The organism is Mycobacterium sp. (assembly GCF_044342925.1).
Classification (GTDB): domain Bacteria; phylum Actinomycetota; class Actinomycetes; order Mycobacteriales; family Mycobacteriaceae; genus Mycobacterium.
Genome location: NZ_JBIIOV010000159.1, coordinates 1 through 7,458, shown reverse-complemented (window position 1 = coordinate 7,458; position 7,458 = coordinate 1). Strand labels below are relative to the sequence as shown.

Below are 7,458 nucleotides of genomic sequence, written 5' to 3'. Positions count from 1 at the left end.
CGGGTGCCACCAACACCAGGTCACTGACCCGCAGGCCATGGCAGGCGCTGATGGCTGCGGCGATCTGGCGCTTCACGTCGCGAAGTTCCGGTGAACCACCGGGCGTCTTCACCTCGGCGATGGCGACCAATGTCTCGGTGGTGTCGGTGGGCACCGCGACAGCCACGGCCCGGGAGTTCGTGATGTCCTCGACGGTGGCCTCGATATCGTCCGGGTAATGGTTGCGGCCGTCGACGATCAACAGGTCCTTGATCCGGCCGATGACGAACAATTCGTCGTCGAACATCGCCCCGAGATCCCCGGTCCTCAACCACGGTCCGGGTGGGGTTCCTGGCGATGGATTCGCTAGGCGGCCGCGGAAGGTGCGCTCCGTCAGCTCAGGGTTGCGCCAGTAACCGGCGCCCACCTGGTCGCCGTGCACCCAGATCTCGCCTACCGCGCCCGCGGGTTGTTCGATCAGCCTGTCGGGATCGACGATCCGCACCGCGCAGGAACCCGCGGCACCGCAGCTGACCAGTTCCACGCCGTCGCCCCGGGCCCGCTCCAGGTGGCCGGCGGCCAACCTGTCGGCGTCGAAGGTCAGCACCGCAGGCGCCCGCTCGCCCGCCGACGAGGCCACATGCACTGTGGCCTCGGCCAGCCCGTAGGACGGCCGCAGGGCCGACTCGCGCAGCCCGAATTTCGCGAACCGCTCCGCGAAGCGACGCATGGTGGCGCCGTGGACGCGTTCGCCGCCGAGGATCATGCCGACCACACCGTCCAGATCCAGGCCGGCCATATCTTCGTCGGTGACCCGGCGCACCGAGAGGTCGTAGGCGAAATTCGGCCCGGCGGTGAAGGTGTCGGTGTTCATCGCCAGCTGCTGCAGCCAACGCGCCGGTTTCTGCAGGAACGCCATCGGCGTCATCAGCACCGCGGGCCTGCCGACCATGATCGGGATCAGCACCCCCAGAATCAATCCCATGTCGTGATAGAACGGCAGCCACGACACCAGGTGCCGGTTCTCGGTGACGCCGTGCCGGTATTCGTTGGTGATCTGATCCAGGTTGCTGATCACATTGTGGTGGGTCACGACCACGCCGGCGGGAGCGCGCGTCGAACCGGACGTGTACTGCAGATACGCCGCGGCATGCGGGTCGGGGGCCGGCGCGTCGACACCGGGGGTCGCGCCGAAGTCCAGTGCGTCGACCTCGACGACGGCCAGGCCGTGTGCGCCTGTGTATGGCACCGTCTCGGCGACGGCGGCCGACGTCGTCACCAGAGCCGCCGGTGAGCAGTCGCGCAGCACTCCGGCAAACCGTTCGTCGAGCGCCCCGGGATGGGGCACCGGAAGCGGCACCGCCACGAAACCCGCCTGGATGGCGCCCAGGAAACCGAGCACGTAGTCGAGGCTGTGCGGTGCGGCGATCGCCACCCGGTCACCGCGGGAACCGTGCTCACGGAGGTGATCACCGATCAGCCGGGCCCGCTGGTGAACCTCCGACCAGGTCAGCTCTTCAGCGAATCCTTGCACGTCAACGTCGTAATCGAGGAACCGGTAGGCGAGGCCGTCAGGCTGCTCCGCGGCCCTGCGGGCCAGCAGCTCCGGTAACGACATCGCCGGTTCGGACACGACAGTCGATCTCCCCCCCGGCGAGAACAGGACGCCAAACGCTAACACAGGATGACGGAAGTATTACGCAGAGGATAGCCGAAAAGCGCGATGTAGCGCGGCTGCAGTGGGCAGCCCAGCTAACTAGCCGGACCGAGGTACTCGGACTCAAGCACCAGATCGGGCAGCAGCGTCTGGTACTCGACGTGAGCCGGATGCTCCTCGGTCCGCCACAGCAGGCCCTCCTGCTCGCGCATGTAGCGCCGGTACTTCGGGGCGCCGGGGATGACGACGTTGTCGGCGACGACGATCGAACCGGGGTGCAGCCAGCCACGGCCCAGGATGCTCTGCAGATCCGCAAGGTAGCTGTTCTTGTCGTGGTCGACGAAGAGGAAGTCCAGCGCACCGGTGGTGATTCCGTGCTCGTTTTCCAGCCGGTCCAGCGTGCGGCCACCGTCCCCGATGGTTCCCACCACGCAGCTGATCCGATGGCCGACGCCGGCATGTTTCCAGATCCGTCGTGCCACAACGGCATTGGCCTCGGCCAGTTCGACGGTCACCACCGTGGCTGCCGGCGCCGCCACGGCCATGCGCAGCGCCCCGTAGCCGCAGTAGGTGCCCAGTTCCAGCGCCAACCGGGGGTCGGCGCGACGAACCGCGGCGTCCAGCAAACGACCCTTCTCGTCACCGACGTTGACCAGGAACGACTTCCGGTAGGCGAACTCGTCCAACTTGGCCAGGGCGTCGGCGGGATCACCGGGTCGGGCGCGGGCCACCACGAAGTCGGCAGCCGCCGCTTCCCGGCCGTCACCGAGCTGACCTTTGGTGGCGAAGTTGCGGTTGCCCAACGCTGCTCGCAGCACCGACCAGCGCAGCATGGGCAGTCGTCGACGCAGACTCATGACCCAATCATTACGGCACCACTTCACAATTGGGAAGCCGAACCGGGCGATGCCACACTGATGTCATCTCCTCTTCACCGCGCACCGAGCCGACCGGCCGAACCCTGCTGGCGTTGAGTTACGGCTTTGTCTGCCATAGCTTCTTCGCCCTCGGTGTGGGCGCCATGATGGTCGCGATGTTCTTCGGAATGAGCAAATCCCTGGGCGGGGTACCACCGCCGTGGAACTGGGTGGCCAACGCCGCGCTGCTGGTGCTGTTTCCGGTGGTGCACTCGCTGCTGCTGACCGCCCGAGGCCGGCGGATTCTCGGCCGGCTGGCGCCGCAGGGAACCGGCTCGACGCTGTCGACGACCACCTTCGCCACCATCGCCGGACTGCAGACCTTTGCGCTTTTCGCACTGTGGTCGCCCAGCGGCACGGTGTGGTGGCGGGCACACGGCGCCGCCCTGGTGGCCATGGCGGTGCTGTACGGGACGTCCTGGCTACTGTTGCTGTGGTCGATGTGGAGCGCGGGCCTCGGGCTGCAGACCGGCAGCCTCGGGTGGACCGCGTTGTACAAGGGCCGGCCGCCGCGCTATCCGGGCATGCCGCAGAAGGGCCCCTTCCGGGCGATCCGGCAGCCGATCTACGTCACCTTCGCGCTGACGCTGTGGACGGTGCCGACGTGGACGCCCGACCAACTCGTGGTCGCCGTGGTGCTCACCGCCTACTGCGTAGTGGCACCGCGGTTCAAGGAACGCCGCTACCGGCGGATCTACGGCGAGGCGTTCGACGACTACGCGCGGCGAGTGCCGTACTGGCTGCCGTTCCCCCGGCCCCACGCCGAGCCCCGGCGGTGAGCGCCGGTCAGGCCAGTTCGATGAGGCTGGCGTAGTCCTGCGACCAGTAGTCCTCGGTGCCGTCGGGCAACAGCACCACCCGCTGCGGGTTGAGCGCCTCGGCCGCACCCGGGTCGTGGGTCACCAGCACCACCGCTCCGAGGTAGCTGCGCAGCGCGTCGAGCACCTGTTCCCGCGAAGCCGGGTCGAGGTTGTTGGTGGGCTCGTCGAGCAGCAACACGTTGGCCGTCGACGCCACCAGGCCGGCCAGTGCCAGGCGGGTCTTCTCGCCGCCGGACAGTGTCCCGGCCGGCTGATCCAGCTGCGGGCCGCTGAACATGAAGGCGCCCAACAGGCTGCGTAACTCCTGCTCGCCGGTGTCGGGCGCAGCGTGGCGGATGTTCTCCCACACCGTGGCGGCGTTGTCGAGGGTGTCGTGTTCCTGGGCGAAATAGCCGACCTTGAGGCCGTGGCCCGGTTCGATGTGCCCGGCCTCGGGCTGCTCGGCGCCGGCCAGGATGCGCAGCAGCGTGGTCTTGCCCGCACCGTTGAGACCGAGCACCACGACCCGCGAGCCGCGGTCGATGGCCAGGTCGACGCCGGTGAATACCTCCAGCGACCCGTAGTTCTTGGTCAGGCCCTTGGCCACCAGCGGCACCCGCCCGCACTGGGCCGGCGTGGGGAACCGGATCTTGGCCACCTTGTCGGCCACCCGCTCGGCGTCGAGTTCAGACATCATCCGCTCGGCGCGGCGCAACATATTCTGGGCGGCAACGGCTTTGGTGGCTTTAGCACCCATCTTGGCGGCCTGGGTGCGCAGCGCCGACGCCTTCTTCTCGGCGTTGGCGCGTTCGCGGCGGCGCCGTTGTTCGTCGGTGGCGCGGGCGTCGAGGTACTTCTGCCAGCCCATGTTGTAGACGTCGGCCTCACCGCGCACGGCGTCGAGGAACCACACCCGGTTGACCACTTCGGCTAGCAGTGCGACGTCGTGGCTGATGATCACCAGCCCGCCGCTGTAGGCCTTGAGGAAGTCGCGCAGCCAGTTGATGGAGTCGGCGTCGAGGTGGTTGGTGGGCTCGTCGAGCAGCAAGGTGGTGTCGGTTCCGGCGCCGGATTCACTGGCGGCGAACAGGATTCGCGCCAGTTCGACGCGGCGGCGCTGACCACCGGACAGCGTGCGCAGCGGCTGGGTCAGCACCCGGTCCGGCAGGCCGAGGCTGGCGCAGATGCGGCCGGCCTCGCTTTCAGCGGCGTAGCCGCCCAGGGCGGCGAAACGTTCCTCCAACTGCCCGTAACGGCGGACGGCCTTGTCGCGTTCGGTGTCGTCGACCACCTCGGCCATCAGCACCTGCTGCTTCTCCAGATCGGACAGCAGGGTGTCCAGGCCGCGGGCCGAGAGCACCCGGTCACGGGCCAGCACCTCCAGATCGCCTTCCCGGGGGTCCTGCGGCAGATAGCCCACCTCTCCGCTGCGGGTGATGGTGCCGGCGTAGGGGTCGCCCTCCCCCGCCAGGATGCGCATGGTGGTGGTCTTACCGGCGCCGTTGCGGCCGACCAGCCCGATCCGGTCGCCGGGCTGCACCCGCAGGGCCGGGCCCTCGGTGAGCAGCAGTGTGCGCGCGCCGGCGCGGACCTCAAGGTCCGTTGCGGTGATCAATTCCGCCGCTCCTCCTCATCGGTGAAGACGGGGGCGCGGTGCTCGGCGCGCGCGGCAACCGCTTCTTCGAAGTTTGCGGTGAGCAGGCCGAGGCCCTCGGCCTGCATGTGCCCTTCCAGGGTACTGGCGTCCAATCCCGTCCACAGCGTCCGCTTGGTCAATTCGGTGCCGGGCCGGGAGAACGCCGCCATGCGGGCGGCCATGTCGTAGCAGGTGGGCAGCAGCTGGGCGGCGGGCACCTGCCGGGACACCAGGCCGATGCGTTCGGCCTCGGCGGCGTCCACGTCGCGGCCGGTGAGCATGATCTCGAAGGCCCGTGAGCTGCCGATAGCCCGGGGTAGCAGATACGACAGGCCCAGTTCGCTGGCGGTGAGCCCGTTGTTGATGCCGGCGGCCCGGAAGTAGGCGCCGTCGGAGGCGACCCGGATGTCGGCGGCCAGCGCCAGACACAGTCCGCCGCCGATGGCCGCGCCGTTGACCGCGGCGATGATGGGCTGGTGCAGCCGGCGCATCGCCAGGATCACCTCGTCGAGCAACTCCATCGACCGCAGGGCGTAGCTGGGCCGGGTCAGACCGTCGACGTGCGGAACCGCACCGGCGGACTTGTGGTCGGCGCCGGAGGAGAAACCCGTGCCCGCGCCGGTGAGGACCACCACGCGCACGTCGTTGTCGTAGGTCAGCGCCGCCAACGTCTGCTTCAGCGGGATCATGACGTCGAATGCCATGGAGTTCATCCGCTCCGGCCGGTTCAGCGTGACCAGGGCGACGTGCGGGCGCGGACGGTCGACGAGCACCAGGGAGTCAGTCACCGTTGCACGCTATCGCCGGCGGCGAGAAAGCGCACAGCGCCAGAGGCTCAGAGGTCGGTGGTGTTCCCGGCCGCCGCGGCGTCGAGGTCGAAGTCCCGGATCTGGGTGATCAGGTCCTCCAACGCGGCCGGCGGCAGCGCCCCGGCCTGGTTGAACACCAGGTGGCCCTGCTTAAACGCCATCAGGGTCGGGATGGCCCGAATCTCGGCGGCGGCCGCCAGTTGCTCCTCGGCCTCGGTGTCGACCTTGGCGAAGACGATGTCGGGATGCTGCTCGGAGGACTTGGTGAAGGTCGGCGCGAAGGCGCGGCACGGACCGCACCAGGAGGCCCAGAAATCGACAAGGACGATGTCGTTGTCGCTGATGGTCTCGTTGAAGTCGGCAGCAGTCAGGTCACGGGTAGCCATGAAATGGGACAACGCCGCGAGTGGGTGGTTCTGTTCCCCGGGCTGTGAAATCAGCGACGACATAGAGCCGGTGCGAGCGTTAATCTCGACTGATGGCGGCGTTGGATGACTTGGAGGCCCGGGTCTCGGCCCTGGAGGCTTCACAGGCGGATTACCGGGCGGTCCTGGCGGCGGTCAATGCCCTCGGGGCCAACCAGCGGGAGCACTCGCTTCGCCTCAACGGCATCGACGGGCGGATCACCTCGGTGGAGGCGACCGTCACCAAGGTGGAAATCCGACTCACCAACGTCGAAACCGAGATCCGGGCCCGCTTCCGCTCCGTCGACGAACAACTGGCCGAGATCAAGGACCTGATCGTCGGCCGCGGTGAGCGCGGTTAGACGGTGAAGCCCAGCGCCCGCAGCTGCTCGCGGCCGTCGTCGGTGATCTTGTCCGGGCCCCACGGCGGGTTCCACACCCAATTAATCCTGATCTCGTTGACCAGGCCCGGACCCACCAGGGCGCTGACGGTCTGATCCTCGATGACATCGGTGAGCGGGCAGGCCGCCGACGTCAGCGTCATGTCGATGACGGCGACCTTGCCGTCACCCTCGGACGCCTTCTCCACGCTCAGCCCGTAGACCAGGCCGAGGTCGACGACGTTGATGCCCAGCTCCGGGTCAACCACGTCGCGCATGGCCTCTTCCAGATCGGCGAGAAACTCCTCGGATACGGGCAGCGCTTCGCCCGTGCCCTCGGTGCCCACAGCTTTGGCCTCGGTCATCGTCTCTCCTCCATGTCGTGTGTCGCCTCGGCGACCGCCCCAGCCGAGGCCATCGCCTCCGCGACGGCGGCCTTGAACGCAAGCCAGCCCAGCAGCGCGCATTTCACCCGCGCCGGGTACTTGGATACCCCGGCGAAGGCGACGCCGTCACCGATGACGTCCTCGTCGCCGGCGATGGCGCCCCGCGACGACACCATCTCGGTGAAGGCGTCCACCGTCTTCACCGCGTCGCCGACGCTCTGGCCGATCACCAGGTCGGTCAGCACCGATGTGGCGGCCTGGCTGATCGAGCAGCCCTGCCCGTCGTAGGAGACATCGGTCACCTGCTCGCCGTCGCCGGACAGCGCCACCCGCAGCGTCACCTCGTCACCGCAGGTGGGGTTAACGTGATGCACCTCGGCGGCGAAGGGTTCACGCAGCCCGCGGTGGTGCGGGTGTTTGTAGTGGTCCAGGATCACGTCCTGGTACATCTGCTCAAGTCGCACTGCGGTTCCCACCCCGGGTCGCTGCG

Annotated in this window: 9 protein-coding genes; 2 read left to right on the top strand and 7 right to left on the bottom strand. The window is 68.3% G+C overall.

Going from position 1 to position 7,458, the window contains the following annotated elements:
- Together ADBZ6I_RS14480 and ADBZ6I_RS14475 are read right to left on the bottom strand one after the other, a co-directional pair.
- Positions 1 to 1,597: AMP-binding protein (locus ADBZ6I_RS14480; RefSeq protein WP_526384999.1), on the bottom strand; the 1,597-nt coding region annotated here is incomplete at its 3' end.
- A gap of 134 nt (positions 1,598 to 1,731) precedes the next feature.
- Positions 1,732 to 2,493, bottom strand: coding sequence for an O-methyltransferase (locus ADBZ6I_RS14475; RefSeq protein WP_526384997.1), 762 nt, complete (start codon positions 2,491 to 2,493; stop codon positions 1,732 to 1,734).
- A 113-nt stretch (positions 2,494 to 2,606) separates the two neighbouring features.
- Between ADBZ6I_RS14475 and ADBZ6I_RS14470 the strand changes: the two genes are divergently transcribed.
- A complete protein-coding gene (locus ADBZ6I_RS14470; RefSeq protein ID WP_526384995.1) occupies positions 2,607 to 3,332 on the top strand; it encodes a methyltransferase family protein in 726 nt (241 codons plus the stop codon).
- Positions 3,333 to 3,339: 7 nt separating this feature from the next.
- Here the strand turns inward: ADBZ6I_RS14470 and ADBZ6I_RS14465 are convergent, their stop codons facing one another.
- Genes ADBZ6I_RS14465 through trxA form a run of 3 tightly spaced genes read right to left on the bottom strand, consistent with a single transcriptional unit; the run spans position 3,340 to position 6,184 of the window.
- A complete protein-coding gene (locus ADBZ6I_RS14465; protein WP_526384993.1) occupies positions 3,340 to 4,968 on the bottom strand; it encodes an ABC-F family ATP-binding cassette domain-containing protein in 1,629 nt (542 codons plus the stop codon).
- Entirely contained in the window at positions 4,965 to 5,777 is an 813-nt protein-coding gene (locus tag ADBZ6I_RS14460; protein WP_526384991.1) for an enoyl-CoA hydratase, read from the bottom strand. The genes ADBZ6I_RS14465 and ADBZ6I_RS14460 overlap by 4 nt, the downstream gene beginning before the upstream one ends.
- Positions 5,778 to 5,824: 47 nt before the next feature.
- Positions 5,825 to 6,184, bottom strand: a complete 360-nt coding sequence (trxA, locus tag ADBZ6I_RS14455) for a thioredoxin (protein ID WP_526384989.1) — start codon at positions 6,182 to 6,184, stop codon at positions 5,825 to 5,827.
- Positions 6,185 to 6,276: 92 nt separating this feature from the next.
- Here trxA and ADBZ6I_RS14450 point away from each other — a divergent pair, with 92 nt between their 5' ends.
- Positions 6,277 to 6,564: a hypothetical protein gene (locus ADBZ6I_RS14450; RefSeq protein WP_526384987.1), complete on the top strand. Its 288-nt coding sequence runs from the start codon at positions 6,277 to 6,279 to the stop codon at positions 6,562 to 6,564.
- On the opposite strand, the gene ADBZ6I_RS14445 is transcribed toward ADBZ6I_RS14450, so the two are convergent.
- Positions 6,561 to 6,947, bottom strand: a complete 387-nt coding sequence (locus ADBZ6I_RS14445; protein ID WP_526384985.1) for a metal-sulfur cluster assembly factor — start codon at positions 6,945 to 6,947, stop codon at positions 6,561 to 6,563. The genes ADBZ6I_RS14450 and ADBZ6I_RS14445 overlap by 4 nt on opposite strands.
- On the bottom strand, positions 6,944 to 7,417 hold the full coding sequence (sufU, locus tag ADBZ6I_RS14440; RefSeq protein WP_526385001.1) for a Fe-S cluster assembly sulfur transfer protein SufU: 474 nt from the start codon (positions 7,415 to 7,417) through the stop codon (positions 6,944 to 6,946). The genes ADBZ6I_RS14445 and sufU overlap by 4 nt, the downstream gene beginning before the upstream one ends.
- Between the last annotated feature and the right edge of the window lie 41 nt (positions 7,418 to 7,458).

Bases quoted from the DNA above. Each gene is read 5' to 3' on its own strand.
- ADBZ6I_RS14475 (WP_526384997.1), bottom strand. From the start codon at position 2,493: ATGAGTCTGCGTCGACGACTGCCCATGCTGCGCTGGTCGGTGCTGCGA.
- trxA (WP_526384989.1), bottom strand. From the start codon at position 6,184: ATGGCTACCCGTGACCTGACTGCTGCCGACTTCAACGAGACCATCAGC.
- ADBZ6I_RS14450 (WP_526384987.1), top strand. From the start codon at position 6,277: ATGGCGGCGTTGGATGACTTGGAGGCCCGGGTCTCGGCCCTGGAGGCT.
- ADBZ6I_RS14445 (WP_526384985.1), bottom strand. From the start codon at position 6,947: ATGACCGAGGCCAAAGCTGTGGGCACCGAGGGCACGGGCGAAGCGCTG.
- sufU (WP_526385001.1), bottom strand. From the start codon at position 7,417: ATGTACCAGGACGTGATCCTGGACCACTACAAACACCCGCACCACCGC.